This window comes from Streptomyces sp. NPDC024698 (genome assembly GCF_055559015.1).
On record NZ_JBVHLK010000001.1, the window covers coordinates 585,474 to 612,448 of the forward strand.

At 68.5% G+C, this 26,975-nt stretch carries 21 protein-coding genes and 2 tRNA genes; 6 read left to right on the top strand and 17 right to left on the bottom strand.

Annotation, left to right across the window (positions count from 1 at the left end; translation table 11 throughout):
- Nucleotides 1-393 precede the first annotated feature (393 nt).
- From ACZ4AA_RS02540 to ACZ4AA_RS02555, 4 genes are all read left to right on the top strand, one after another.
- Nucleotides 394-750 (top strand): hypothetical protein, encoded by a 357-nt coding sequence (locus ACZ4AA_RS02540; RefSeq protein ID WP_467593989.1) that lies wholly within the window; start codon nucleotides 394-396, stop codon nucleotides 748-750.
- On the top strand, nucleotides 747-1,406 hold the full coding sequence (locus tag ACZ4AA_RS02545; RefSeq protein WP_467593992.1) for a DUF5819 family protein: 660 nt from the start codon (nucleotides 747-749) through the stop codon (nucleotides 1,404-1,406). Before ACZ4AA_RS02540 ends, ACZ4AA_RS02545 begins: the two co-directional genes overlap by 4 nt.
- Nucleotides 1,407-1,498: 92 nt before the next feature.
- The gene (locus ACZ4AA_RS02550; protein WP_467593995.1) at nucleotides 1,499-2,407 is read left to right on the top strand and encodes an HTTM domain-containing protein; all 909 of its coding nucleotides are present in this window, start codon (nucleotides 1,499-1,501) and stop codon (nucleotides 2,405-2,407) included.
- A gap of 61 nt (nucleotides 2,408-2,468) precedes the next feature.
- A complete protein-coding gene (locus ACZ4AA_RS02555; RefSeq protein WP_467593998.1) occupies nucleotides 2,469-3,269 on the top strand; it encodes a serine hydrolase domain-containing protein in 801 nt (266 codons plus the stop codon).
- A 570-nt stretch (nucleotides 3,270-3,839) separates the two neighbouring features.
- On the opposite strand, the gene ACZ4AA_RS02560 is transcribed toward ACZ4AA_RS02555, so the two are convergent.
- The 11 genes from ACZ4AA_RS02560 to ACZ4AA_RS02610 form a co-directional block, all read right to left on the bottom strand.
- The gene (locus ACZ4AA_RS02560; protein WP_467594001.1) at nucleotides 3,840-5,810 is read right to left on the bottom strand and encodes a TIGR03960 family B12-binding radical SAM protein; all 1,971 of its coding nucleotides are present in this window, start codon (nucleotides 5,808-5,810) and stop codon (nucleotides 3,840-3,842) included.
- 143 nt (nucleotides 5,811-5,953) lie between these two features.
- Complete coding sequence (locus tag ACZ4AA_RS02565; protein ID WP_467594004.1) at nucleotides 5,954-7,468, bottom strand: CYTH and CHAD domain-containing protein; 1,515 nt, start codon at nucleotides 7,466-7,468, stop codon at nucleotides 5,954-5,956.
- Nucleotides 7,469-7,647: 179 nt separating this feature from the next.
- Nucleotides 7,648-8,844, bottom strand: a complete 1,197-nt coding sequence (gene rodA, locus ACZ4AA_RS02570) for a rod shape-determining protein RodA (protein WP_467594007.1) — start codon at nucleotides 8,842-8,844, stop codon at nucleotides 7,648-7,650.
- Nucleotides 8,841-11,099 (bottom strand): penicillin-binding protein 2, encoded by a 2,259-nt coding sequence (gene mrdA / locus ACZ4AA_RS02575; protein WP_467594009.1) that lies wholly within the window; start codon nucleotides 11,097-11,099, stop codon nucleotides 8,841-8,843. The genes rodA and mrdA overlap by 4 nt, the downstream gene beginning before the upstream one ends.
- A gap of 187 nt (nucleotides 11,100-11,286) precedes the next feature.
- Nucleotides 11,287-11,958, bottom strand: coding sequence for a rod shape-determining protein MreD (gene mreD, locus ACZ4AA_RS02580; RefSeq protein ID WP_467594012.1), 672 nt, complete (start codon nucleotides 11,956-11,958; stop codon nucleotides 11,287-11,289).
- 19 nt (nucleotides 11,959-11,977) lie between these two features.
- On the bottom strand, nucleotides 11,978-12,916 hold the full coding sequence (mreC, locus tag ACZ4AA_RS02585) for a rod shape-determining protein MreC (RefSeq protein WP_467594014.1): 939 nt from the start codon (nucleotides 12,914-12,916) through the stop codon (nucleotides 11,978-11,980).
- 216 nt (nucleotides 12,917-13,132) lie between these two features.
- The gene (locus ACZ4AA_RS02590) at nucleotides 13,133-14,152 is read right to left on the bottom strand and encodes a rod shape-determining protein (protein WP_339129341.1); all 1,020 of its coding nucleotides are present in this window, start codon (nucleotides 14,150-14,152) and stop codon (nucleotides 13,133-13,135) included.
- 440 nt (nucleotides 14,153-14,592) lie between these two features.
- Nucleotides 14,593-15,006, bottom strand: a complete 414-nt coding sequence (ndk, locus tag ACZ4AA_RS02595; protein ID WP_339129342.1) for a nucleoside-diphosphate kinase — start codon at nucleotides 15,004-15,006, stop codon at nucleotides 14,593-14,595.
- A 219-nt stretch (nucleotides 15,007-15,225) separates the two neighbouring features.
- Nucleotides 15,226-15,585: a DUF4233 domain-containing protein gene (locus tag ACZ4AA_RS02600; protein WP_467594019.1), complete on the bottom strand. Its 360-nt coding sequence runs from the start codon at nucleotides 15,583-15,585 to the stop codon at nucleotides 15,226-15,228.
- A 5-nt stretch (nucleotides 15,586-15,590) separates the two neighbouring features.
- Complete coding sequence (gene folC / locus ACZ4AA_RS02605; RefSeq protein ID WP_467594022.1) at nucleotides 15,591-17,129, bottom strand: bifunctional tetrahydrofolate synthase/dihydrofolate synthase; 1,539 nt, start codon at nucleotides 17,127-17,129, stop codon at nucleotides 15,591-15,593.
- A 317-nt stretch (nucleotides 17,130-17,446) separates the two neighbouring features.
- A complete protein-coding gene (locus ACZ4AA_RS02610; protein WP_467594025.1) occupies nucleotides 17,447-20,071 on the bottom strand; it encodes a valine--tRNA ligase in 2,625 nt (874 codons plus the stop codon).
- A gap of 137 nt (nucleotides 20,072-20,208) precedes the next feature.
- Here ACZ4AA_RS02610 and ACZ4AA_RS02615 point away from each other — a divergent pair, with 137 nt between their 5' ends.
- Complete coding sequence (locus ACZ4AA_RS02615) at nucleotides 20,209-21,159, top strand: hypothetical protein (protein ID WP_467594028.1); 951 nt, start codon at nucleotides 20,209-20,211, stop codon at nucleotides 21,157-21,159.
- A gap of 151 nt (nucleotides 21,160-21,310) precedes the next feature.
- Here the strand turns inward: ACZ4AA_RS02615 and clpX are convergent, their stop codons facing one another.
- The 5 genes from clpX to ACZ4AA_RS02640 all read right to left on the bottom strand — a co-directional run bounded on the left by clpX (nucleotide 21,311) and on the right by ACZ4AA_RS02640 (nucleotide 26,275).
- On the bottom strand, nucleotides 21,311-22,597 hold the full coding sequence (clpX, locus tag ACZ4AA_RS02620; protein WP_355976643.1) for an ATP-dependent Clp protease ATP-binding subunit ClpX: 1,287 nt from the start codon (nucleotides 22,595-22,597) through the stop codon (nucleotides 21,311-21,313).
- Nucleotides 22,598-22,757: 160 nt separating this feature from the next.
- Entirely contained in the window at nucleotides 22,758-23,438 is a 681-nt protein-coding gene (locus tag ACZ4AA_RS02625) for an ATP-dependent Clp protease proteolytic subunit (protein WP_339129346.1), read from the bottom strand.
- Between the two features lie 117 nt (nucleotides 23,439-23,555).
- Nucleotides 23,556-24,161: an ATP-dependent Clp protease proteolytic subunit gene (locus tag ACZ4AA_RS02630; RefSeq protein WP_037618823.1), complete on the bottom strand. Its 606-nt coding sequence runs from the start codon at nucleotides 24,159-24,161 to the stop codon at nucleotides 23,556-23,558.
- Nucleotides 24,162-24,617: 456 nt separating this feature from the next.
- Nucleotides 24,618-25,997 carry a trigger factor gene (gene tig / locus ACZ4AA_RS02635; RefSeq protein ID WP_467594033.1) on the bottom strand — a complete coding sequence of 460 codons (1,380 nt, stop codon included), beginning with the start codon at nucleotides 25,995-25,997 and terminating at the stop codon, nucleotides 24,618-24,620.
- Nucleotides 25,998-26,198: 201 nt separating this feature from the next.
- Nucleotides 26,199-26,275: transfer RNA gene (locus tag ACZ4AA_RS02640), tRNA-Pro, on the bottom strand.
- Nucleotides 26,276-26,426: 151 nt separating this feature from the next.
- On the opposite strand from ACZ4AA_RS02640, the gene ACZ4AA_RS02645 reads away from it, so the two are divergent.
- Nucleotides 26,427-26,500, top strand: a tRNA-Gly gene (locus ACZ4AA_RS02645).
- Between the two features lie 235 nt (nucleotides 26,501-26,735).
- On the opposite strand, the gene ACZ4AA_RS02650 is transcribed toward ACZ4AA_RS02645, so the two are convergent.
- The gene (locus tag ACZ4AA_RS02650; protein ID WP_467594036.1) at nucleotides 26,736-26,930 is read right to left on the bottom strand and encodes a hypothetical protein; all 195 of its coding nucleotides are present in this window, start codon (nucleotides 26,928-26,930) and stop codon (nucleotides 26,736-26,738) included.
- Nucleotides 26,931-26,975: the final 45 nt, after the last annotated feature.

A 26,975-nucleotide genomic window follows, 5' to 3' on the forward strand; every position in this document is an offset into this window, starting at 1 on the left:
CAAGCGCCGCCTCCAGGGTCGACCGACGCAGGGCCGCCAGGGGCTCACCTGGCGTGCGACAAAGCAAACACAAAACGCCACAACTCAGCAAGGTGCAGTATCGGATGTTTTCGTTCGTTTCGCCTCATTTATTCCAGAAACGATCGATCGATGTGTCGCTTTTCAGTCACAGGAGCCTCATAAATATCACTTGTCCCATGATCATAGGCACGCTAAGTTAGCCATCAGGAGCGAACGCGACCAAGGTCCTGGCTTTCTAGATGTTGGGACTTGTTTGCTCCGTGGTTGCTGCGCAGTCGACTCCAGCTCCGGACGCGGGGGACATCCTCGGTGATCAGTGGCGCTCTCATCCGGAGGCGCCGACGGGATCCGGGAACCGTGGGGCTGTGGGCAATGATCGACAAAACGAAATGGGGAACAATGCAAAAGCGAACTGTCGGTGCCGTCATCGGTGCCGCTGTCGCAGGTACGTGCCTTGCACTGACCATGCAGGGCTCGGCCCAGGCCACGCCTGTGGCGCCGGTGACCGAGAAGGTGGCCGTCAGCAAGGGTGAGGCCGTTGCGCCCAAGGCTGCCGCAAGCGCGGTCGGCCGGGCGGCCGCCCGGGCAGCCGTGCACGCCAGGGCTGCCTGCCCTTCCGTGGGCCACGCCGTGGGAGCGCTGACGGACAACCTGAGCCTCGGCGGGATTTTCAGCCCGCCGGCCAACATCTCCGGCAGCGTCTCCAGCGCGACCGCGTTCGATAGGTGACGGCGACTCGTCGCGTCCAGAGGGCGGTACTGCTTGCCGGTGCCGCCCTCCTGGGCGCCCACTTCTCCATTGCGGCCTTCTCCCAGACGCCGCTGAGTCCGGCCAAGGTGCAATTGGCGCCGCTCCTGGACGCCTATCTCGAACCGTACTTCTCGCAGAACTGGATGCTCTTCGCCCCTGATCCGGTGATGGTCGACCAGGGGATCATCGCGCGGGGCCGCTGCAGCGACGGCGAGGTCACGAAGTACTACGACGTGACGGGCCCATCTATCCAGAGGGTCCGGAACGACAGGTTCTTTCCCTCGCGAATGTCCCGGGTGGTCAGCAACGGCATCCAACAGTACAACTCGACCGACGACCTCCTGAGACGCCTCCGCGAGCAGAAAGAAAAGGGAAAGGCGAAGAAACCGGGAAAGAATCCCATTCCGCTGCTGCCGAACGAGAAGCGCACGCGCAATCAAGCGGTGAACTATCTCTCGAGGTATGCCCTGACCCAGATGACTCAGGCGTGCACGGGCGGTCGTCGTCTCCAAGCAGTGCAGGTCCGGATGTACGTCCAGTCTCTCCCGCCTTGGTCGCAGAGAGACAACCCCCACGCACACGACAAGGTCGACGCCTACGACTTCCCTTGGAAGAAAGCTGCTGATCTGCAGTGAAACTATTAGACAAAATCGACACCTGGGCCAGCCGTCCTGCCGCGGTCCTGGGTGTGTCGGGAACCCGTGCATTACTGGGGTTCGTCGGCCTCATGTTCTATGTCAGCCAGTACGGTGACCGGCGCTACCTCTTCGGCCCCGGAAACGACACACTGCTGCCCTACCATCTCTTCCTTGACGAGCTGAGGGACTCGGGGAGTTTCAGTGTCTACGCATGGAGCAACTCGCCGGTCGTGTTCGAAGTTTTATTCCACCTCGGACTGATCGCTGCTTTGGCCGTCACGCTGGGTATCGGAGGCCGGCCCGTCCTGGCGGTGCACGCCATATTTCTGTGGTCGCTCTACCAGCGGCAGTCGGCACTGATGGACGGCGGCGACAACCTCATGCAGCTCGTCGTCCCCATGCTGCTTCTCACGCGCTGCTATGACCATTTCTCCTTGCGCTCTCCTCTGGGGCGACGGGTGATACAGCGCATACCCAAGGCCCTTCGAGCTGCCGGTACCCCACTGCACAACCTGGGTGTCGCCGCGATCGCGGTGCAGATCTGCTTGGTCTACATGGTCAGCGGGCTTTACAAGGTGCAGGGACAGGCGTGGCAGGACGGAACCGCGCTCTTCTACATCATGAGGGTACCAGAATTCGAGCTCCCCGGAATTTCGCATTTCGTGTACAACAACGACCTGTTGGTGTACCTCGGCACCTATGCAACTGTCATCTTTCTCGTCTATTTCCCCATGGGAGTCCTGGTACGGTCCTTACGCCCATGGGCGGCTGCCGCGTCCATCGGTTTCCACATCTCCATCGGCTTTTTCATGGGGCTCACCGGATTCGCATTGACGATGATTGCGTGTGACCTCGTCTTCCTGTCGCCGGAACTGTCCCGTGCACTGCATGCAGCGCGAAAGCTGAGCGTACGCCGCAAGGAGAGAGCAGCGACGGACGGAACCGGAAGCAGTGCGGCACGTAACCGCGAACCGGTAGCGGCCGCTTCCGCCGACTGAAAGGCTCCCCGTGCGACGCCCTCCCACCTGCGTCATCGGCAGTCACCTCGACGCTCCTCGTGTGACCGGCCGGCATGATCCCGACGCGTACGTGGAGCTGGGCTCGTTCACCAAGGTCCTGACCGGAACCGTGCTTGCCGTGCTTGCCGAGAAGCACGTCGTTTCCCTCGACGACCCGGTCGAACGGTGGCTGAGCGCGCCGGCAGGTACCGGTGTCACCCTTCGACACCTCGCCGACCACACCTCTGGCCTTCCGCGGCTGCCTCCTGACACGGGCCTGTTCAACCCGTACAGGGACTTCACGCAGACTCAACTCGAACAGCTCGTGGGTCGTCTCGACGGCTTGGTCACCGCAAGCCCGGGCAAGCGCGAGGAGTATTCCAACTTCGGGTACGCCGTGCTTGGCGCTGCACTCATGTCGGCTGCCGGCCAGAACTACGAGCAACTGGTCGGTGATCACGTGCTCGTGCCTCTCGGCTTGCCCGCAGGGGCGGTCACCGCCAGACCACCCGCGGATCAGCGTCTACTGGCGTCGAACTGGTTCGGCCGCCCCGTGAAGCCATGGGACATGACCGGAGCCATCCTGCCCGCGGGTGGCATGTGGGCCAGCACTCGTACAACCGCTGGCCTGCTCACCGGACTGCTCGTCGACAAGACCCTCGGTGAGCCGGCGCTCACCTGGCGCCGGGTCGGAGATCTGCCGCTGACCTACCACAACGGTGCCACCCGAAAATCGAGGGTCTTCGCTGGAGCGTTGCCCGACGACCGCTGGGTGGTCGTTCATCGCCTCTCCGGATCCATCAAGGACACGGATGCAGCGGGAATCGACGAACTTCGCGCATCGGCCAAGGAAAGCGGATGAAGCAGCGGCTTCCACCATGCTGCGATCGAACGGCTGCGGTGCGCGGGGCAGTCCGCGCGAACGGCCTTGACCCTTGGTCCTGGACACACGCGACACTGGATCGCGGTACAGCGGACCGCGTCCGCCTCGAACTGCGGCGGACAGTTCTTCATGCCCACGAGATGCCCGTTCTCAGATCCTCACAGAGCATCGCTGCGGCCGACCTCACGCTGACCGCCGACGACCTCGCCCGCATCGCCGAGATCACACCTGCCGGCGGACTCGGTGGACGCCTGAGCTGACGCCCGGACCACAGCGTCGGCCAAGACATCAGCGAACGGCAAAGAGCCCCCTCCCAAACCAAGGAAGGGGGCTCAAGGCGTCGTGAGTCCGCTGAGCAGCGCGCGACCGCTCAGACCCACTCCACCTCGGAGACGATGTGCGGCGCAGCCTCAGGGGCTGGCTGGAGCGCCCGGAAGGACGGCGCAGACCGGCGAGGGAGCGGGACGCCGACCGCCGACCGCCGCCGACACCGCGGCCTCGCTCGCTCGCGCCGGAGCCTCGGCCACCCGATCGAGTGCGTCACTCACGTCAGTGGCTGTGACCGCTCGACGCCGGCGTCGGCCCAGCGTTCTTCACCGTCAGCGGCAGCAACTTCTTGCCGGTGGGGCCGATCTGGATGCTGGTGTCCATCTGCGGACACACCCCGCAGTCGAAGCACGGGGTCCAGCGGCAGTCCTCGACCTCTGTCTCGTCGAGGGAGTCCTGCCAGTCCTCCCAGAGCCAGTCCTTGTCGAGGCCCGAGTCCAGGTGGTCCCAGGGGAGGACCTCCTCGTAGGTGCGCTCGCGCGTCGTGTACCAGTCGACGTCGACGCCGAAGGGGACCAGGGCCTTGTCGGCGCAGGCCATCCAGCGGTCGTACGAGAAGTGCTCGCGCCAGCCGTCGAAGCGGCCGCCGTCCTCGTAGACGGCGCGGATGACCGAGCCGATGCGGCGGTCGCCGCGGGACAGCAGGCCCTCGACGATGCCCGGCTTGCCGTCGTGGTAGCGGAAGCCGATCGAGCGACCGTACTTCTTGTCGCCGCGGATCTTGTCGCGGAGCTTCGTGAGACGGGCGTCCGTGTCCTCGGCGGACAGCTGCGGCGCCCACTGGAAGGGGGTGTGCGGCTTGGGGACGAAGCCGCCGATGGACACCGTGCAGCGGATGTCGTTCTGGCCGGAGACCTTGCGGCCCTCGGCGATCACGTTCATCGCCATGTCGGCGATCTGCATGACGTCCTCGTCCGTCTCCGTCGGCAGGCCGCACATGAAGTACAGCTTCACCTGGCGCCAGCCGTTGCCGTAGGCGGTGGAGACGGTCCGGATGAGGTCCTCTTCCGAGACCATCTTGTTGATGACCTTGCGCATGCGCTCCGAGCCGCCCTCGGGGGCGAACGTCAGGCCCGAGCGACGGCCGTTGCGGGTCAGCTCGTTGGCCAGGTCGACGTTGAAGGCGTCCACGCGGGTGGAGGGGAGGGAGAGGCCGATCTTGTCTTCCTCGTAGCGGTCCGCGAGGCCCTTGGCGATGTCGCCGATCTCCGAGTGGTCGGCCGAGGAGAGCGACAGCAGGCCCACCTCCTCGAAGCCCGTGGCCTTCAGGCCCTTCTCGACCATCTCGCCGATGCCCGTGATCGAACGCTCACGCACCGGGCGGGTGATCATGCCCGCCTGGCAGAAGCGGCAGCCGCGGGTGCAGCCGCGGAAGATCTCCACGGACATGCGCTCGTGGACCGTCTCGGCCAGAGGGACCAGGGGCTGCTTCGGGTAGGGCCACTCGTCCAGGTCCATCACCGTGTGCTTGGACACGCGCCACGGGACGCCCGACTTGTTGGGCACGACACGGGCGATCCGGCCGTCGGCGAGGTACTCGACGTCGTAGAACGCCGGGATGTAGACGTTGCCCGTCCTCGCGAGGCGGAAGAGGACCTCCTCGCGGCCGCCGGGGCGGCCCTCCGCCTTCCAGGCGCGGATGATCTCCGTCATGTCGAGCACGGCCTGCTCGCCGTCACCGATGATCGCCGCGTCGATGAAGTCGGCGATCGGCTCGGGGTTGAAGGCCGCGTGGCCGCCCGCGAGGACGATCGGGTCGTCGAGCGTGCGGTCCTTGGACTCCAGCGGGATGCCGGCCAGGTCCAGGGCCGTGAGCATGTTCGTGTAGCCCAGCTCCGTGGAGAAGGACAGACCGAACACGTCGAAGGCCTTCACCGGGCGGTGGCTGTCCACGGTGAACTGCGGGACCCGGTGCTCGCGCATCAGTTCCTCGAGGTCCGGCCACACGCTGTACGTGCGCTCGGCGAGGACGCCCTCGCGCTCGTTCAGTACCTCGTAGAGGATCATGACGCCCTGGTTGGGCAGGCCGACCTCGTAGGCGTCGGGGTACATCAGGGCCCAGCGGACGTCACACGACTCCCAGGGCTTGACCGTGGAGTTGAGCTCTCCGCCGACGTACTGGATCGGCTTCTGCACATGCGGGAGCAGAGCTTCGAGCTGTGGGAAGACCGACACGGCGGTTTCGGCAGGCATCTCGCGAACCTTCGTGAGCTGATGGGGGTGACCATCTAGCGTAACGCGGCCGGAGGGGCCCGCCGCACCGCCGGACGGACACCCGGCCCGGCAGGCGGAGCAAAGCCCCAGCTCCGAGCCGGTTCACGGCCCCGGCAACGGTCTCAGACCGCCGTCTGTGCCCCGATCCGCTCCCAGGCCTCCGGCAGCGCCGCCTCGGCCGCCTGGGCGCGCTGCTCCTCGCGGCCGTAGAGCACTCCGTAGGTGAAGGAGCTCTCCCCCGCCGCGTGCGCCAGGGCCGACAGTTCCCGCAGGGCCTCGCGGGTCATCACGCTGTCCTGGTGGTCGCCGAGCAGGCTCTGGAGCGACTTCATCGACTTGACCAGGCCGGCGGCCGGGCCGCCGAGGGCCGGGGTGGCGGCCTCGGCCGCGTAGCGGGTGCGCTTGGCCTTCTTGCGGGCCTCGTGCATCGCGTGGTCGCGGTCGGCGCCCGGGGGCCGGTCGAGGGCCTGCTCGACGAGGCCGGCGACCGTGCCGAAGTCCTTGCGGACGGCCTTCGTGATCACCTTCGCGGGGTCGCCCCCGGCCGCCTTGAGGAGCGGCGGGGCGGTCACGAGCGCGTCGAGCGCGGTCAGGAGGGCCAGGTACCGCTTGCCGTCCAGGACGGCGATCAGGCGGCGCCGTGAGCCTGAGTGACGGGCGTGCGCCCAGGTGCGCAGCCGGGTGCGGACGGGTCCGGAGAGCAGGGTGCGGGGCAGCCTGCCGAGGGACTCGGTGAGGCGCTCGGTGAGGACTTCCTGGTCGCGGTCGACGCCGAGCTCGCCGGCCAGCCACTTCAGCTCGTCGCCGATCGGGTCGGTGACGGCGCGGTCGAGGATCTTCCCGTACGAGCGGAAGGTGCTGCGCATGCGGCGGGTGGCGACGCGCATGCTGTGCACGGAGTCGGGGAGGTCGCGGCGGACGGCAGGGTCGAGGTCGACGATGGCGTCGTACTGGGCACGCAGGTAGGCGAGGACGTGGTCGCCCGCGGTGACGGGGTCCCCGGCGGGGGCGGGCTTCTTCTTGGCGCGCGTGCCGGTGGTGGCCAGCGCCCTGGCCAGCTTGGAGGGGGAGGCGGAGCGGCTCAGGCCGGCCTTGCGGAGTTTCTTCTCGACCTTGTCGAGGAAGGCGGGGTCGCCGTCGTCGGCGAGTTCCACTTCGAGTTCGGTCCATTCGGCGGTTCCCTTGCCCGCGCCGAGCCGGTCCGCGCGGACGCGGTCGAGGCTGACCTCGGCGAGCAGGGCGCCCGAGCCGTCGACGAGGTGGCGGACGTCGCGGGCGGAGCGCAGGCGTACGAGGGGCACGAGGTCGGCGTCGCGCACGCGGGAGCGGACGAGGCCGGCGATCGCGCGGGGCACGGTGTCGGAGAGGGAGGCCTGGATCTCGTCGCGGACGCCCTCGGAGACGGGGAGCTTCAGGTGCCAGCCGGCGTCGGAGCCGCCGGTGCGGCGGCGCAGGGTGAGGGAGGCGGTGGCGAGACGCTGGTCGGGGGTGTCGTAGTAGGTGGCGTCGAGTTCGGCGACGCCCTTGTCCACGACGCCCGCGACGCCCGGGACTCCGCTCAGGTCCGGCATCTCGGTGCCGCCGTCGGCCGCGGGACCTTCGTACTTGCGCTCGATCTCGCGCTTCGTGTCCGCCATGAACCGAATCTAGACGCGTTTGCGGGCGCTGGGCAGTACCCAACCGGCCCCTGCTTGGCCGGGGGCCGACTTTTCCCGTCTCGTTCCCGTTGGACCGGGTGTCGCCTCGCGTTCTCCGAGGCGACACCCGGGGTCCGACGCCGGGATTCCGTCCGGGCTCCGTCAGGGGCCCGCCGCGGCTAGGCCGACATCGGGCGTTGCACCGCGATCGACTGGAGGAGTCCGATCGCCACCCAGACCGCGAACATGGAGGATCCTCCATAGGAGACGAACGGTAGTGGCAGACCGGCGACCGGCATGATCCCCAGGGTCATGCCGATGTTCTCGAAGGACTGGAACGCGAACCAGGCGATGATCCCGGCGGCGACGATCGTGCCGTACAGCTCGGTCGTCTCGCGGGCGATCCGGCAGGCGCGCCACAGGACGATCCCGAGGAGCAGCAGGATCAGGCCCGCGCCCACGAAGCCCAGTTCCTCGCCCGCGACCGTGAAGACGAAGTCGGTCTGCTGCTCGGGCACGAACTGGCCGGTCGTCTGCGAGCCGTGGCCGAGGCCGGTGCCGAAGAGGCCGCCGGAACCGATGGCGATTCGGGCCTGGTTGGTGTTGTAGCCGACGCCGGCCGGGTCGAGGTCGGGGTTGGCGAAGGCGGCGAAGCGGTTGATCTGGTACTCGTCGAGCACGTGCAGCCGCCAGGCGGCGACCGCTCCGAGGGCGCCCGCGCCGATGAGGCCGAACACCCAGCGGTTGGAGGCGCCGGAGGAGAGCAGGACGCCGAGCACGATGACGACGGCGACCATGATCGTGCCGAGGTCGGGCATGAGCAGCACGACCATCATCGGGACGGCCGCGAGCCCCAGTGCCTGCATCACGGTGCGGTGGTCCGGGTACTGCTTGTCGCCCGCGTCGACCCGGGTGGCCAGCAGCATGGCCATGCCCAGAATGATCGTGATCTTGATGAACTCGGCGGGCTGGAGCGAGAGGCCGCCCGCGACCAGCCAGTTGCGCTGGCCGTTGATCGTGGCGCCGAGCGGGGTCAGCACGAGCAGGATCATGAAGACCGAGAGCCCGTACAGGATCGGCACGGCCGTGCGCAGGGTGCGGTGGCCGAGCCAGATCGTGCCGATCATCAGGCCGAAGCCGATGCCGGCGTTCATCAGATGGCGGATGAGGAAGTAGTACGGGTCGCCCTGGTTGATCTCGGTGCGGTTGCGGGTCGCCGAGTAGACGAGGGCCGCGCCGATCCCCGAGAGCGCGATGGCCGACAGCAGTATCGGCCAGTCGAGCCTGCGGGCGATCGAGTCGCGGGCGAACAGCCGAGTCCAGCCCGCGCGCTCGGGTCCGTACCCGGAGACGGAGAAGTTGTTGGCTCCGGTCATGTCAGGATCCTCTTCCCCCGCCCCTTCGGCGGGCGGGCCGTGCGCCTTCGGGTGACGCGATTGCCCGCGGTGGGCGAGGCGGTGGTGCCGGCGGGCAGGTTCGGGTCCGTGGTGCCGTCCTTGGGTGCCTGGCTGGCCTGCTGGTCCTTGGCCGGGTCCTTGGAGATGGCGCCGGATTCGACCTGGCCGTCGCTCTGGATCTTCGGCAGGCCCTTCTGCGGGGTGGGCAGGAGGCCCTTCTTCTTGTCGATGGTGCCGTCGGCGGAGACGCCGTAGAGCGCGTTGTAGATCTTGCGCACGGCCTCACCGGACGCTCCCGAGCCCGTACCGGCCTGGGAGATCGTCATGATGATCGTGTAGTCCTTGGAGTACGTGGCGAGCCAGGACGTCGTCTGCTTGCCGTAGACCTCGGCGGTACCGGTCTTGGCGTGCAGCGGGATCTTGTCCTGCGGCCAGCCGCCGAACTTCCAGGCGGCGGTACCGCGGGTGACGACGCCCGCGAAGGCCTCGTTCATGCCCTTGAGCGTCGCCTTGCTGACTGGCAGCTTGCCGTTGACCTTCGGCTTGATCTCCTGGACGCTCTTGCCGTCGGCGCTGACGACGGCCTTGCCGATGGTCGGCGCGTACAGGGTGCCGCCGTTGGAGACCGCGGAGTACATGGCGGCTTCCTGGATCGGGGTGAGGAGCGTGTCACCCTGTCCGATGGAGTAGTTGATCGAGTCGCCCTCGCGCATCTTGTTGCCTTCGAGGCAGTTCTCGTACTCGATCCGCTGGACGTAGGTGCCGCCCTTCTTGCCGGTCTTGCACCAGGCGTCCTTGTTGGCCTTCCAGTAGTTCAGCTTCCACTTGCGGTCCGGGATGCGGCCGGTGACCTCGTTGGGGAGGTCGATGCCGGTCGCTTTGCCGAGTCCGAACTGGTGGGCGGTCTTGTAGAAGAAGTCCTTGGGGGTCTTCTTCGGGTTGATGCCGCCGTCCTTCTTCCACTCGTTGTCGGCGAGTCCGTAGAAGACGGTGTCGCAGGAGACCTCAAGGGCCCGGCCGAGCGAGATCGGGCCGAAGCTCTCTCCCTCGAAGTTCTTGAAGACCTGGCTGCCGACGGAGTACGAGCTGGTGCACGGGTAGTGCCCGTCGAAGGCGTATCCGGCCTGGACCGCGGCGGCGGTGGAGACCACCTTGAACGTCGATCCGGGCGCCGACTGACCCTGTATGGCGCGATTCAGCAGCGGGTAGTTGGACTTCTTGCCGGTGAGCGCGGTGTAGTCCTTGCCGGAGATCCCGCCGACCCAGGCGTTCGGGTCGTACGTCGGGTTGGACGCCATGGCGACCACGCGGCCGGTCTTGGCCTCCATGACCACGACCGCGCCGGAGTCGGCCTTGTAGTTCTCGCCGGTGATCTTGTCGAACTGCGTCCTGGCCGCTTCCATCGCGTAGTTCAGCTCGTACTCGGCCACGCGCTGGACGCGGGAGTCGATGCTGGTGACGAGGTTGGCGCCGGGTTCGGCCTTGTCGCTCTTGGCCTTGCCGATCACGCGGCCGAGGTTGTCGACCTCGTAGCGGGTGACGCCGGCCTTGCCGCGCAGGGCCTTGTCGTACTCGCGCTCCAGGCCGGAGCGGCCGACCTGGTCGGAGCGCAGGTAGGGCGAGTCGGTGTCCTTGGCCTTGGTGATCTCGTCGTCGGTGACGGGCGAGAGGTAGCCGAGGACCTGCGCGGTGTTGGACTTGCCGGGGGCGGCGTAGCGGCGTACGGCTTCCGGCTCGGCGGTGATGCCGGGGAAGTCCTCGGAGCGTTCGCGGATCTGGAGCGCCTGGCGGGCGGTGGCCTTGTCGGTGATGGGGATCGGCTGGTAGGGCGAGCCGTTCCAGCACGGCTGCGGCGTCTTGGCGTCGCAGAGGCGGACCTTCTGGATGACGTCCTCGGGCTTGAGGCCCAGCACGCCGGCGAGCTTGGTGAGGACGGCCTTGCCGTCGTCGGCCATCTTCAGCAGGTCGGTGCGTGAGGCGGAGACCACGAGCCGGGTCTCGTTGTCGGCGATCGGGACGCCCCGCGCGTCGAGGATCGAGCCGCGCACCGCGGGCTGGACGACCTGCTGGACGTGGTTGCCGGAGGCTTCCTTGGCGTACTGCTGGCCGTTGCGGATCTGGAGGAACCAGAGGCGTCCGCCGAGGGTGCCGAGGAGGGAGAGGACGAGGATCTGGATGACGACGAGACGGATCTGGACCCGGGGGGTCCGGCCGGTCTCGGGGATGTTGGTCATGGGCGCGGCCCATCCGCTGGAAGGGTGGTGGTGGGCGACGGGTGGGCGTTGGTCACTGCTGCTGCCTCCCCCTCTCAGTGTGTGTACGTGTCATACGAGTACACGGCGAACCTGTGCGCGGTGACACCGCGGCCGGTCAAGTCTCTTGGCGTCCCCGGGGTTTGACGGTGGCGCCGAACGGAACCCGTCACAGCCGCTTGACCCCCTTGATGCGTCCGGCGCGGGCGACCCGTGCCTTGGCCGCCTTCACCCGCAGTCCGCTGCGCTGGCTGCCGATGCGCAGGCCGGTGCCGGAGGACAGCCAGCCCGAGGAGACGTCGGCCGTCTTGGAGGCCGAACCGCCGTCGGCGAGCGGATCGTTCTCGGCCCGCCGGGCCAGGGCCATCAGCACCGGGACGACGAACGGCGCGAGCAGCAGGTCGTAGAGGGTGGCCGTGATGAGCAGGTTGCTGAGCCCGACGTGGCGGGCGGCGGTGTCGCCGACGAGCGCGCCGACGCCCGCGTACAGCACGGTGGAGCCGATCGCGGCGGCGACGACCACGACCATGGGGCCGGTGGCCGACTTGAGCCGGCCGTTCTCGGGCTTGGCGAGGCCGGCGAGGTAGCCGACGACGCAGAGCACGAGGGCGTAGCGTCCGGCGGCGTGGTCGGCGGGCGGGACGAGGTCGGAGAGCAGACCGGCGCCGAAGCCGATGAGCGCGCCGCCGACATGGCCGTAGACCAGGGCGAGGGCGAGCACGGTCAGCAGCACCAGGTCGGGGACGGCGCCCGGGAGATGGAGTCGGGCGAGGACGCTCACCTGGATCACCAGGGCGACGACCACCAGGGTGACGGAGAGCAGCATCCGGTTGAAACGCATGGGATTCGGCTCCTCCTGCTTACTGCTGCTGGCCGAGGTCGGGGGCGCTCGCCGAGGGGGTGACCGTCACGGTCACGGTCGGCGTGGGCGTCGGTCGGGGTTTCGGGGGCAGCACGGTGTCGCGGGGGTCGCTCTTGGGTGCCGCGACGACGACGCCGACGATGTCGAGCTTGGTGAACGAGACGAAGGGCGTCACGTAGATCGTGCGGGTCAGGTCGCCGCCGGACGGGTCGACGCGGGAGACGACTCCGACGGGGACACCGGGCACGAACGGCTTGTCGGACTGCGAGCCGAAGGTGACCAGCCGGTCGCCCTTCTTGATCTTGGCCTTGGCGTTGAGGAGCTCGACGCGCAGCGGGCGGTCGCCCTGGCCCGAGGCGAAGCCGAGTTCGTCGCTCGACTCCATGCGGGTGCCGACGGTGAAGTCGGGGTCGTTGGCCAGGAGGACGGTCGCGGTGTCCGGGCCGACGGTGGTGACCCGGCCGACCAGTCCGTCGCCGTTCAGGACGGTCATGTCGCGCTGGATGCCGTCGTTGGCGCCGACGTCGATGGTGACGGTCCAGGAGAAGCCCTGGGCCGCCCCTATGGCGATCACCTCGGCGCCCTTGATGCCGTACTGGCCCTCGCCCGCCACCTTGATCATCTTGTCGAGCTGCTTGACGCGGCTGCGGTTGCGGTCGCTGCTGCCGAGGCTCGCCTTCAACGCCGCGTTGTCGTGCTCCAGTTGTGCGATGCGATCGTGCCGTCCGCCCGAATCGCGGACCGCGGAGATCGCGTTGCCGACGGGGTCGACCGCGGACGACACCCCGTTCTCGATCGGGCCGAAGACCGTCGCGGCGGCCTGGCGGGCGCCGTCGACCGGTGAGTCCTGCCCGCCGCGGATGTCCACCGTGATCAGTGCGAACGCGATGGCGATCAGCAGCACCAGGAGCAGCCGGCTCTCTCGTGTGTCCCTCACGTGCGGCGGCCGTGCCTTCCTCGTCGTATTGGGTCAACAGGGGCGCGCCCTGGGCGAAAAGGATGCCCACGGTGCGATGAGGCTGGAGTGGGGGGTGAGACGGGGTGGCTGTTATGGGGGAGGTTATGACTCTATGTCGCAGGAGTTTATGCCTCCATACCAACGATCCGCCGCACGAGAAGGGGTGATCTCGTACGGCGGAATCGAAGTGTTACTTCATCTGCGGGGCTGGGCGTCCAGAACCTGCTGGAGCGCCTCGAACTCCTCGACGCACTTGCCGGAGCCGAGCGCCACGCTGTCGAGCGGGTCCTCCGCGATGTGGATCGGCATGCCGGTCTCACGGCGCAGCCGCTCGTCCAGGCCGCGCAGGAGCGCTCCACCGCCGGTCAGGACGATGCCCCGGTCCATCACGTCGCCGGAGAGCTCGGGCGGGCACTTGTCGAGCGTCGTCTTCACGGCGTCGATGATCGCGTTGACCGGTTCCTCGATCGCCTTGCGGACCTCGGCGGCGGAGATGACGACCGTCTTGGGCAGACCGGAGACCAGGTCCCGGCCGCGGATCTCGGTGTGCTCGTCGTTGTCGAGGTCGTACGCCGAACCGATCGTGATCTTGATCTGCTCGGCCGTCCGCTCACCGAGAAGGAGGCTGTACTCCTTCTTGATGTGCTGGATGATCGCGTTGTCCAGCTCGTCGCCCGCGACGCGGATGGACTGGGCGGTGACGATGCCTCCGAGCGAGATGACCGCGACCTCCGTGGTGCCGCCGCCGATGTCCACCACCATGTTGCCCGTGGCCTCGTGGACCGGCAGGCCGGCACCGATGGCCGCGGCCATGGGCTCCTCGATGATGTGCACCTGGCGGGCGCCGGCCTGGGACGACGCCTCGATGACGGCACGGCGCTCGACGCCCGTGATGCCCGAGGGCACACAGACGACGACACGGGGGCGGGCGAGATAGCGCCGCTTGTGGATCTTCAGGATGAAGTAGCGGAGCATGCGCTCGGTGATCTCGAAGTCGGCGATGACGCCGTCCCTGAGCGGACGCACGGCGACGATGTTGCCCGGGGTCCGCCCGATCATCTTCTTGGCTTCCGCGCCCACCGCGAGGATCCCGCCGGTGTTGGTGTTGATCGCGACGACAGACGGTTCGTTGAGTACGATCCCTCGGCCCCTGACGTACACCAGCGTGTTGGCGGTCCCGAGGTCGACAGCCATGTCACGGCCGATGAACGACATTGAGTTCCCCATCAGGATTCGTCTGGCCTTCCCAAAGCGAGCTTTGACGGCTTTTTAGGGACGGCGCGAGGTTGGTGCAGCGACGTGAACGCCTCCATCGTAGACGCGCCCACCCGAACACTGCGCGAGGGTCTTGGCCATTGTCGGCAGATGGCGCAGCCGCTCGCTTGTGGAGACGGGCCATCGGGGTCACGCGTTCCCCCGATCAGCGCGCATATGCCACGGGACGGCCGGATTTTTCACGGCCGTCCCTGGTCAGACTGTCGGAGCCGCGCTGACGCAGTCTCAGAAAATTCTTTGAAATCGTGCTGCGCCGCGCGCTCCGGAGATCGTCCGGACGGCCCCGCCGCAGAGGTCCGCGGCCTCGGACGCGACCGTCCGTAGGCCGGGCCGTGACCCTCCGCGCACGCGGGTGCCGCGCGCGGGCCTCGACCGTACGCTCAGACGCGGCCGGGGAAGAAGATCTTCACCTCGCGCTCGGCGGACTCCTCGGAGTCGGAGGCGTGGATCAGGTTCTCGCGGACGATCACACCGAAGTCGCCGCGGATGGAACCGGGGGCGGCGGCGATCGGGTCGGTCGGGCCGGCCAGGGCACGCACGCCCTCGATGACCCGCTCGCCCTCGACGATCAGGGCCACGACGGGGCCGGAGGCCATGAACGCCACCAGCGGCTCGTAGAAGGGCTTGCCCTTGTGCTCGCCGTAGTGCTGCTCCAGCGTGTCCTGGTCCAGGGTCCGCAGCTCCAGCGCGGTGATCTGCCAGCCGGCCTTGCGCTCGATGCGGCTGATGATCTCGCCGGTCAGGCCGCGACGGACGGCGTCGGGCTTGAGAAGGACGAGGGTGCGCTGGCTCACGGGAAGGCTCCTTAGGGTCACACTTGTGCGGATGAACGAGGCTACAGGGCGTGTCCCGGCGGCCGTCGCACAGTGCCGGGTGGTACGGGAGCACGCCTCCGTCCGCCGGTGGCGCGCGCTCGCGCGCCCCGCCCGAGGGGCCCCGCGGTCACGGACAGGTCGTGTCGGCGCGTTCGCGAGGTCCCGGCCGCCGGGCGGGCGGGACCTCGCGGTCACGGTCTACGCCGGGGTGCCGTCCGGCTCGGCCTTCGCCTGCGCGGCGAACCGGGCCTTGGCCTCGTCGATCTTGCGGCCGTAGTGGACCGAGGCCCACCACAGGGCGGCGAAGGCCACGCCCAGGATGAACATCGACGGCACGACGAACCCGCCGGCGACGAGCAGGATCTGGAGCGCCCAGCCGAGCTGGACACCGCCGGGCCGCGTGATCATGCCGCAGAGCAGCACGCTCAGCGCCATCAGGACCCCGCAGACCGTCCAGACCGTGGCCGTGGACAGATCGGGTTCCTTCATGGCGACGAGCCCGGCGAAGCCGATGACGAAGACCTCGCCGATCAGCGTGGAAGCACAGAGCGTACGCACGAGAGTCAGCCCCTCCCCAGGAGCAGTCGGGCCTCGCCGACCGTGATGACGGATCCGGTGACCAGCACGCCCCCGCCCGCGAACTCGCCCTCTTCCTCGGCGAGCGTGATCGCGGCCTCCAGGGCGTCGTCCAGGCGCGGTTCGACCTGGACCCGGTCCTCGCCGAAGACCTCGACGGCGATCCCGGCGAGTTCGTCCGCGTCCATCGCGCGATGGCTGGAGTTCTGGGTGACGACGACCTCGGCGAGGATCGGCTCGAAGGCCTCCAGCACCCCGCGTACGTTCTTGTCGCCGCTCGCGCCGACGACCCCGATCAGCCGGCTGAAGTCGAAGACCTCGCTCACCGCCTCGGCCGTGGCGCGGGCACCCGCGGGGTTGTGCGCGGCGTCGAGCACCACGGTGGGCGAGCGGCGCACGATCTCCAGGCGGCCCGGCGAGGTGACCGCGGCGAACGCCTTGCGCACGGTGTCGATGTCGAGCCGCTCGGCGTGCGCCGAGCCGACGCCGAAGAACGCCTCGACCGCGGCGAGCGCCACGGCGGCGTTGTGCGCCTGGTAGGCGCCGTGCAGCGGCAGGAAGACCTCTTCGTACTCGCCGCCGAGGCCGCGCAGGGTGAGCAGTTGTCCGCCGACCGCGACCTGGCGTGCCACGACACCGAATTCGAGACCCTCGCGGGCCACGGTGGCGTCGACCTCGACGGCTTTCTTCAGCAGCACCTGGGCCGCGTCGACCGGCTGCTGGGCGAGGATGACGGTGGCGTCCTGCTTGACGATGCCCGCCTTCTCGGTGGCGATCTCCGCGAACGTCTCACCGAGCCGGTCGGTGTGGTCGAGGTCGATGGGGGTCACCACGGCGACGTCCCCGTCGATCACGTTCGTGGCGTCCCAGCTGCCGCCCATGCCGACCTCGACGACGGCGACGTCCACGGGCGCGTCGGCGAAGGCGGCGTACGCCATGCCGGTGAGCACCTCGAAGAAGGACAGCCGGTACTCCTGCTGTCCGTCGACCATCTCGACGTAGGGCTTGATGTCGTCGTACGTCTCGACGAAGCGCTCGGCGGCCATCGGTGCCCCGTCGAGGCTGATCCGCTCGGTGATCGACTGCACGTGGGGGCTGGTGTAGCGGCCGGTGCGCAGCTCGAAGGCGCCGAGGAGTGCCTCGACCATGCGGGCGGTGGAGGTCTTGCCGTTGGTGCCGGTGATGTGGATCGAGGGGTACGCGCGCTGCGGCTCCCCGAGGACGTCCATCAGCGCCGCGATCCGGGCGACGGACGGCTCCAGCTTGGTCTCGCCCCAGCGGGTGGCGAGCTCGGACTCCACCGCGCGCAGCGCCTTGTCGACCTCGGGGTCGGAGGGCCGCCCGGGGACGTCGGCCCGGTGGTCGCCGCCGCCCTGGGTCCGCAGGGTACGACTGCCGGCCTCGATCACCGCGAGGTCGGGGTCGCGCTCGGTCTCGTTGGCCACGATCTCCTCGAAGAGGCCGTGCGGGTCGCGGTCCTCCGGGGCGTCGGAGGCGCTGCTGTCGTGCGGGGGGAGGTCACTCACGGGGCCAGTCTACGGAGGGGGCGGGGGTGTGGGGGCGTGTGGGGCCGCGTGGGGGTTTTCGCCCCCTCCGCCCCTACCCGTCCCGTACTCGGGGGCGCTGCCCCCGGCCCCCCGCTCCTCAATCGCCGGAGGGGCTGATTCTCAGCCCGTCCGGCCATTGAGGACGAGGCCGTTCAGGCCGAAGCGGGGGTCTGGGGGCGGCAGCCCCCAGGTACGGGACGGGCAGGGGCGGAGGGGGCGAGGAAAAGCCTGCCGAGACGGCGGAAGACCCCCGGAACTGGAGGGTTCCGGGGGCCTTCGGTTGCCTGGGGCCGGGGCTACGCCTCCGGCAGTCGCTCCAGCTGGGTCTGGATGCGGGCGATGTCCTCGTCCGCCTTGGCGAGCCGGCCGCGGATCTTGTCCACGACGTTGTCGGGCGCCTTGGCGAGGAACGCCTCGTTGCCGAGCTTGGCGTTGGCCTGGGCCTTCTCCTTCTCGGCGGCGGCGAGGTCCTTGGCCAGACGCTTGCGCTCGGCGGCGACGTCGATCGTGCCCGACAGGTCGAGCGCGACGGCGGCGCCCGCCACCGGCAGCGTCGCCGTGGCCGAGAAGCTGTCGCCCTCCGGCTGGAGGCGCAGCAGCTGACGGATGGCCGCCTCGTGCGGGGCCAGCGCGGTCCCGTCGAGGGTCAGCCGGGCCGGGACCCGCTGGCCCGGCTGGAGGCCCTGGTCGGCACGGAAGCGGCGGACCTCCGTGATGACCTGCTGGAGCTTCTCGATCTCCTGCTCGGCCGCGGTGTCACGGAAGCCCGAGTCGGTCGGCCAGTCCGCGACGACGACCGACTCGCCGCCCGTGAGGGTGGTCCAGAGGGTCTCCGTGACGAACGGGACGATCGGGTGCAGGAGGCGGAGGGTGACGTCCAGGACCTCGCCGAGGACCCGGCCGGAGACCTTCGCGGGCTCGCCGCCGGCCATGAACGTGGTCTTGGACAGCTCGACGTACCAGTCGAAGACCTCGTCCCACGCGAAGTGGAAGAGGGCGTCGGACAGCTTGGCGAACTGGAAGTCGTCGTACAGGGCGTCGACTTCGGCGACCGTGGCGTTGAGCCGGGACAGGATCCAGCGGTCGGTGGCCGACAGCTCCCCGGCGGGCGGGAGTTCGCCCTCGACCGTCGCACCGTTCATCAGCGCGAAACGGGTGGCGTTCCAGATCTTGTTGGCGAAGTTGCGCGAGCCCTGGACCCAGTCCTCGCCGATCGGGACGTCGACGCCCGGGTTGGCGCCGCGCGCGAGGGTGAAACGCAGCGCGTCGGAGCCGTACTTGTCCATCCAGTCCAGCGGATTGACCGCGTTCCCGAAGGACTTGGACATCTTCTTGCCGAACTGGTCGCGGACCATGCCGTGCAGGGCGATGGTGTGGAACGGCGGGGTGCCGTCCATCGCGTACAGGCCGAACATCATCATCCGGGCGACCCAGAAGAACAGGATGTCGTAGCCGGTGACCAGGACGGAGTTCGGGTAGAACTTCGCGAGGCTCTCGGTCTGTTCGGGCCAGCCGAGCGTGGAGAACGGCCACAGGCCGGAGGAGAACCAGGTGTCGAGGACGTCGGTGTCCTGGTGCCAGCCCTCGCCCGTGGGGGCCTCGTCGTCGGGGCCGACGCAGACGATCTCGCCGTTGGGCCCGTACCAGACGGGGATCCGGTGGCCCCACCACAGCTGCCGCGAGATGCACCAGTCGTGGAGGTTGTCGACCCAGTCGAAGTACCGCTTCTCCATCTCCTGCGGGTGGATCTTGACGCGGCCGTCGCGGACGGCGTCGCCCGCGGCCTTCGCCAGCGGGCCGACCTTGACCCACCACTGCATGGACAGGCGCGGCTCGATGGTGGTCTTGCAGCGCGAGCAGTGGCCCACGGAGTGGCTGTACGGGCGCTTCTCGGCGACGATGCGCCCCTCGGCGCGCAGGGCGGCGACGATCGCGGAACGGGCCTCCAGGCGGTCCAGACCCTGGAAGGGGCCGGGGACCGTGATGACCGCGTGCTCGTCCATGACGGCGATGTTGGGCAGGTTGTGGCGCTGCCCGATCTCGAAGTCGTTCGGGTCGTGAGCGGGCGTGACCTTGACGGCACCGGTGCCGAACTCGGGGTCGACGTGCTCGTCCGCGACGACCGGGATGGAACGGTCGGTCAGCGGCAGCCTGATGAGCGTGCCGACGAGGTGCTTGTACCGCTCGTCCTCCGGGTGGACGGCGACGGCGGTGTCGCCGAGCATCGTCTCGGCGCGGGTGGTGGCGACGACGATGGAGTCGTCCCCCTCCCCGTACTTCATGGAGACGAGCTCGCCGTCGTCGTCCTGGTACTCGACCTCGATGTCGGAGATCGCGGTGAGACAGCGCGGGCACCAGTTGATGATGCGTTCGGCGCGGTAGATCAGCTCGTCGTCGAAGAGCTTCTTGAAGATCGTCTGGACGGACCGGGAGAGGCCCTCGTCCATCGTGAAGCGCTCGCGCGACCAGGCGACGCCGTCACCGAGGCGGCGCATCTGGCCGGAGATCTGTCCGCCGGACTCGGCCTTCCACTGCCAGACGCGCTCGACGAACGCCTCCCGGCCGAGGTCGTGCCGCGACTTGCCCTCCTTGCCCAGCTCGCGCTCGACGACGTTCTGGGTGGCGATGCCGGCGTGGTCCATGCCGGGCTGCCACAGCGTCTCGAAGCCCTGCATGCGCTTGCGCCGGGTGAGGGCGTCGATGAGGGTGTGCTCGAAGGCGTGGCCGAGGTGCAGGCTGCCGGTGACGTTCGGCGGCGGGATGACCACCGTGAACGGAGGCTTGTCGCTCTTCGCGTCCGCCTCGAAATAGCCGCGCTCCACCCAGCGCTCGTACAGCGGCCCCTCTACATCGGCCGGCGCGTACTGGGTCGGCAGTTCGGTGTTGGGCTCTGATGGCTGCTGCTGAGCGTTCTCGGTCACGGGATCAGTTTAGGGGCGTCACGCCCCTGTCCCGAAACGGGATTACTTCGTAACGGTGGCCCCCCTGCGGACCTGGGCGCTCGCCCCGTGCGTCAGGATGTCAGGAACACATAAGGCATCTGGAGGGGAACCCAGAAATGAGCTACAACCAGCCGGGCCCGTACGGCGGGCAGCCCCAGCAGCCCGGACCCTACGGTCAGCCCGGCGGCCAGCAGCCGCCGGCCCCTCAGCCCGGCTACGGCTACCCCCCGCAGGCTCCCCCGGCGCAGCCGGGCTACGGCTACCCCCAGCAGGCCCCCCAGGCCCAGCCCGGCTACGGCTACCCGCAGCAGGCTCCGGGTGTCCCGCCGCAGACTCCCCCGTACGGCCAGCCTCCCTACGGCGCGGTCCCGATGCCGCCCGAGCCGTCCGGCGGCAAGAAGAAGACGGCCCTGATCATCGGCGGCGTGGCCGCGGTGGCGGCGATCGCGGTGGTCGCGTACCTGGCATTCGGCGGCAGCGGCAGCGGCAGCTCCGTCGCGGACGACGGCCCCCACAAGCTGACGACGCCGGCGTCGGTCCTCGGCGGCGACTACAAGAAGTCCGCCGACTCGGGCGACAGCGGCGGCATGACCAAGGACGACCTGAAGGACGCCGAGGGCTGGGGTGTGAAGAACCCCAAGGACGTCAGCGCGGGTTACCAGTCGGGCGACAAGAGCAACCCGCTCGCGATGAAGCAGATCTCCTTCGGTGGTGTCTGGGGAACGATCGACGACCCCGGGGCGACCGTCGACAACATGTTCGCCGGGATGAAGAAGGAGTCCCAGAAGGGCGGCTCCAAGGACGGCGAGTTCATCGGCAGCCCGAAGGCGTACTCGCCGAGCGAGCTGAACGGCGCCGTCCTCAAGTGCCAGGAGATCAAGGTCAACAACAGCTCCTCGGGCCCCAAGTCGTTCACGATGCCCGTCTGCATCTGGGGCGACCACAGCACGCTCGGCTACGTGCTGCCGATCGACTTCGCGAGCATGATGGCCGGCAAGAGCAGCACCCCCGAGGCCGCCGCCGAGATCGCCGCGAAGCTCCGCAACGACGTCCGCGTCAAGGCCTGACACCGGCCCGGCGCGCGAACGCGTCGCGGCACGGCGTTTCCGCACAGGGCCCGGCCCGCGAGCCGGGCCCTGTCGCGCGGAACCCCGCAAGCCAGAGGGGCGCCCGGCGAGTTGATCGCCGGGCGCCCCTCTTTCGTCTGGCTGCGCGTGCCTACGCCGTCTTCTGCTCCCCCGGGCCGCCGCGGCGGGCGTCCCTCGGGATCAGGGTCGGGTTGACGTTGCGCAGGACCACGTCGGCGGTGATGACGACGCGGGCCACGTCCTTGCGGGACGGGACTTCGTACATCACGGCCTGGAGGACTTCCTCCATGATGGCGCGTAGGCCGCGCGCGCCGGTCTGGCGCAGGATGGCCTGGTCGGCGATGGCCTCCAGCGCCTCACGCTCGAAGTCCAGCTCCACACCGTCGAGTTCGAAAAGCCGCTGGTACTGCTTCACCAGCGCGTTGCGCGGCTCGACCAGGATCTGGAGGAGTGCCTCGCGGTCCAGGTTGTGGACCGAGGTGATGACGGGAAGCCGGCCGATGAACTCGGGGATCATGCCGAACTTGACCAGGTCCTCCGGCATGACCGCCGCGAACTGGTCCTTGGACTCCAGCTCGCGCTTCGAGCGGATCGTCGCGCCGAAGCCGATGCCCTTCGCGCCAGCCCGCGACTCGATGAGCTTCTCCAGGCCCGAGAAGGCACCGCCCACGATGAACAGGACGTTCGTCGTGTCGATCTGGATGAACTCCTGGTGCGGGTGCTTGCGTCCGCCCTGCGGAGGCACGGAGGCCGTCGTGCCTTCGAGGATCTTGAGCAGGGCCTGCTGCACACCCTCACCGGACACATCGCGCGTGATCGACGGATTTTCGCTCTTACGGGCGACCTTGTCGATCTCGTCGATGTAGATGATCCCGGTCTCGGCCTTCTTGACGTCGTAGTCGGCGGCCTGGATCAGCTTCAGCAGGATGTTCTCGACGTCCTCGCCGACATACCCCGCCTCCGTCAGCGCCGTCGCGTCCGCGATGGCGAACGGGACGTTCAGCATGCGCGCGAGAGTCTGGGCGAGGAGTGTCTTGCCGGAGCCCGTGGGGCCCAGCAGAAGGATGTTGGACTTCGCCAACTCGATGGCGTCCTCGCGGTTCTGGCCCGTGCTGTTCTCACCGGCCTGGACGCGCTTGTAGTGGTTGTACACCGCGACGGAGAGCGCCTTCTTGGCCGACTCCTGCCCGACCACGTACCCCTCGAGGAACTCGTAGATCTCGCGGGGCTTGGGAAGTTCCTCCCAGCGCACCTCGCTCGTCTCCGCGAGCTCTTCCTCGATGATCTCGTTGCAGAGATCGATGCACTCGTCGCAGATGTACACACCGGGGCCTGCGATGAGCTTCTTGACCTGCTTCTGGCTCTTGCCGCAGAACGAGCACTTGAGCAGATCGCCGCCGTCACCGATGCGTGCCACGGTGTGCTTCCCCTTCGCCTGGGAGTCGCCTGGATCCAGCGGCTCCTGGTGCTGCCTTATGTCCGACGGTACCTTGCCGAGCCCCTCGTTCGGGCCCCCCTTGGCGCGGTTCACTTCGTCGTGAACCACGCCAGGGAGCGGCAGACGATACAGCGATACGTCACACGACCGCGGAGTTGTTCATCTTCCGCGTGGAAATGATCTGGTCGATCAGGCCGTAGGCGAGAGCGTCCTCGGCCGTGAGGATCTTGTCGCGCTCGATGTCCTCGCGGATCTTCTCGATCGGCGTGGTCGAGTGCTTGGCCAGCATGTCCTCCAGCTGACCGCGCATGCGGAGGATCTCGTTCGCGGCGATCTCGAGGTCCGAGACCTGACCGCGACCGGTCTCGCTGTAGGGCTGGTGGATCAGCACACGGGCGTTCGGGAGCGCCATGCGCTTGCCCGGGGTGCCGGCGGCCAGCAGGATCGCGGCGGCCGAGGCGGCCTGGCCCATGCAGACCGTCTGGATGTCCGGCTTCACGAACTGCATCGTGTCGTAGATGGCCGTGAGGGCCGTGAACGAGCCACCGGGGCTGTTGATGTAGACCGAGATGTCACGGTCGGGGTCCATCGACTCCAGGCACAGCAGCTGCGCCATGACGTCGTTGGCGGAGGCGTCGTCGATCTGCACGCCGAGGAAGATCACGCGCTCCTCGAACAGCTTCGCGTACGGGTCGTACTCACGCACGCCCTGAGAGGTGCGCTCGACGAAGCGCGGGATGACGTAGCGGGACTCCGCGCGAGGACCGGTGTACTCGGCCTGCGTGCGGGCGAAGAGGCCGCTGCCGGGGAAGTCGTTCACTGTGTCTCCTGGAAACCTGAAAAGGGCTGAGCGGTCGGCTGAGGGCACGCTGGGGGCCTCGCCCCGCCGGAAGGGCGGGAAGGGGCCCCGCGCCGCTCTCGCGGGCACTGGAGGGGCTTACGACGCCCCGGTGCCGCCACCGCCCGGCATTCCGGCAGCGGTGGGCACGATGTCGTCGATGAGGCCGTACTCCTTGGCCTCGATCGGGTCGAACCAACGGTCGCGGTCCGAGTCACGCGTGACCTGCTCGACGGTCTGACCGGTGTGGAACGCGGTCAGCTCCGCCATCCGCTTCTTGGTGTGCAGCAGCCGCTCGGCGTGGATCTTGATGTCCGACGCGGAGCCCGCGAGGCCCGCGGAGGGCTGGTGGATCAGGATCTCGGCGTTCGGCAGGGCGAAGCGCTTGCCGGGCGTACCGGCGCTGAGCAGGAACTGGCCCATCGAGGCCGCCATGCCCATGGCGATCGTCACCACGTCGTTCTTGATGAACTGCATGGTGTCGTAGATCGCCATGCCGGCCGTGATCGATCCGCCGGGGCTGTTGATGTAGAGGTAGATGTCCTTGTCCGGGTCGGCGGCAAGGAGCAGCAGCTGCGCCGTGATCTTGTTGGCGATGTCATCGTCGACCGCCTGGCCGAGGAAGATGATCCGCTCGCCGAGCAGTCGGTTGTAGACCTGGTCGCCGAGGCCACCACCGATAGGGTCGCCGGCAGCTGTGGGCATCAGATTCGTCACGTATCCACCTGCTCGTCTTACGACGGCGCCGGGCCGTCTCACGTCTTCTGCAGAACCTGGGACCCCGGGTTCCGCGCCGCCTCCCGGCGGCGTCCGGGGACTCCCCTGCCCTCGTATTCATGGACCCTAACGCGCGGGTCCCTCCGGGGAATCCCGCAGAGGGAACTGTTCGCTGTGAGCGCATGCGCTGCGCCGGCTTCACCAGGGGTCCGGTCCCGCTTCTCGACAGGCCCGCGGGGTGGGTGGCGCCCTCGGAAGGCCGCGGTCGCCGTCGCGCCCGGGGGCCGTGTCCGCGGCTGCGGCCGGGTGGGGGTTGCTCGCGCAGTTCCTCGCGCCCCTGAGCCGGTCCGGTGGGGGCCTGAACGGGACAGGGCCGCCGGACGCCGACGGGCCCCCGGGGACTGTGAAGTCCCCGGGGGCCCGTCAGGTGTTCTGCCGAGGCGATCAGGCCTCGGTGGTGTTCTCGGCCTCGGCGGCGTCGGTGGTCTCGACGGTCTCGGCCGTCTCGTCCTCCTCGTCGTCCAGGTCGACGATCTCGCCGTTGGTGTCCTTGACCGTGGCGGCCTCGACGACGACCGCGAGGGCCTTGCCGCGGGCGACCTCGCCGACGAGCATCGGGACCTGGCCGCCCTCGACGACGGCCTGGGCGAACTGGTCGGGGGACATGCCGGAGGAGGCGGCGCGCCGCATGAGGTGCTCGGTGAGCTCCTCCTGGTTGACGTTCAGCTTCTCCCTGTTGACGAGCTCGTCCAGGACGAACTGCGTCTTGATGCCCTTGACCGCGGCGTCCTTGGTCTCGGCGTCGAACTCTTCCTCGGTCTTGCCCTGGATCTCCAGGTACTTCGCGAGGTCGAGGCCCATCTGGCCGAGCTGGTGGTGCTCGAGGTTGTGCTTACGGGTGTTGATCTCGTCCTCGAGCAGCTTCTCGGGGACGGGCACCTCGACGAGCTCCAGCAGCTTCTCCAGGACGCGCTCCTGGGCCTGCGTGGCCTGGTCGTACTGCTTCATGTTCTCGAGGCGCTTGCGGCTGTCCGCCTTGAGCTCGTCGAGGGTGTCGAACTCGGAGGCGAGCTGCGCGAACTCATCGTCCAGCTCGGGCAGCTCGCGCGCGGCGACCTGGGTGACCTTGACGGTGACCTCGGCGGCCTTGCCGGCGGCGGAGCCGCCCTTGAGCTCGGAGGTGAAGGTGGCCTCGCCACCGGCCTCCAGGCCCTTCACGGCCTCGTCGATGCCTTCGAGCAGCTCGCCGGAGCCGATGGTGTACGAGACGCCGCTGGCGACACCGTCCTCCAGCACCTCTCCGTCGACCTTGGCCTCGAGGTCAAGGGTGACGACGTCCTCGTCCTGGGCGGCGCGCTCGACCGGGGAGGTCGAGGCGAAGCGCTCACGCAGGTCCGAGACGGCCTTCTCGACGTCCTCGTCGCTGACCTCGATGGCGTCGACCTCGACCTCGATGCCGGAGTAGTCCGGGATCTCGATGGCCGGGCGGACGTCGACCTCGGCGGTGAAGTTCAGCGTCTCGCCGTCCTTCAGTTCGGTGATGTCGACCTCGGGCTGGCCGAGGACGTTCAGCTCAGCCTCGTTGACCGCTTCGGTGTAGAACTTCGGGAGCGCGTCGTTGACGGCCTCTTCGAGCACGGCGCCGCGACCGAACCGCTGGTCGATGACGCGCGCCGGGATCTTGCCCTTCCGGAAGCCCTTCACCGTGACCTGCTGGTTGATCTTCTTGTACGCCGCGTCGAGGCTGTCCTTGAGCTCCTCGAAGGGCACCTCGACAGTGAGCCGAACCCGAGTCGGGTTCAGGGTCTCCACGGCGCTCTTCACGGTTCGGTCTCCTTGTGGCTGACTTCTTGGGGGGTTCTGCTGCGTGCCGCTGCCGACCGGGGGAGAGCCCTGGGCGGATTCCGCGGCCCTTGAGAGACGTAACAGTGCAGACATACGGGCACGCAGTTTGCATAGTAGCCGCAGGCGGTACACGCCCCAAAAGGCGATCTTGTCCGGGCGGATCCCGCGCGGCCCTGTCGGTGGTCGGGGTGGCGGGATTTGAACCCACGGCCTTCCGCTCCCAAAGCGGACGCGCTACCAAGCTGCGCCACACCCCGTCGGTGCGACACGTAGGGTACATGCCCGCAGGCAGTGCGGTTGCCGCATTTCGCGACCGCCGACGCGGACGGGAACGGGGTGTGCATTGCGGGCCCTCGACCCGCTACGATGCCTTCTGTGCCGGGGTCGCTGACCTGCGGCGCGTGCTGTGCGGGCGTAGCTCAATGGTAGAGCACTAGTCTTCCAAACTAGCTACGCGGGTTCGATTCCCGTCGCCCGCTCCAGATGACAAAAGGCCAGGCCGGAGGGTGATTCCTCCGGCCTGGCCTTCATCGTGTCCGGGGTCGTGAGCGGCCCTTCGCGCACCCTGCGTGCCCGTTCGTGCCCGTCCGGTCCTGTGGCCGGCCGCCGGCGTCCTCGGCGGCGGAACGGCGGCCGGAGAGCCGGGCACGACTTTCGGGCGTGGAGAGGTCCGTCACCGGCGCGCGCAGCCGGTGACGCGCGCCGGGCGCCGCCCGGTCAGAAGCTGATCGAGTTGATGCTCTGCGCTATCGAGTCGAGGAACCGGCTGATGGACGGAGCCATACCGGTCGACGCGAGGAAGAAGCCGAAGAGCACCGCGACGATGGCAGGTCCCGCCTTGATGGATCCCCCTCGGATCAGCACCACGAGGATGATCGCCAACAGCAGCACCACTGACAGCGAAATGGCCACAACTGATCACACCCTACGGTCGGTCGCACTCCCGGCCCGGAGGTG